1 protein-coding gene is annotated in these 223 nt (G+C 50.7%); it reads left to right on the plus strand.

What is annotated here, in order from left to right:
* The coding region (locus PSI23_RS22650; protein WP_373567382.1) for a phage terminase large subunit at positions 1 to 223 on the plus strand (223 nt) is incomplete at both ends.

The following is a 223-nucleotide window of genomic DNA, read 5'->3' on the forward strand; positions in this document are numbered from 1 at the left end:
CTGTGGGCGTGAATTCATGAACTCGCTGTCTGAGTCCTCAATGGAGGAAGTGAAGCAGGCCATCAAATCGGAGCCGTGGCTGGATAACTACTATGAGATGGGCGAGAACTACATCCGAACCCGAAACCGTAGAGTCTGGTATGTGTTCGCGGGATTGCGGCATAACCTCGATAGTATCAAATCAAAGGCGCGCATTCTGATAGCGTGGATAGATGAGGCTGAA

Origin of the sequence: Xenorhabdus yunnanensis, from assembly GCF_028598805.1 — a bacterium.
Lineage (GTDB): Bacteria > Pseudomonadota > Gammaproteobacteria > Enterobacterales > Enterobacteriaceae > Xenorhabdus > Xenorhabdus yunnanensis.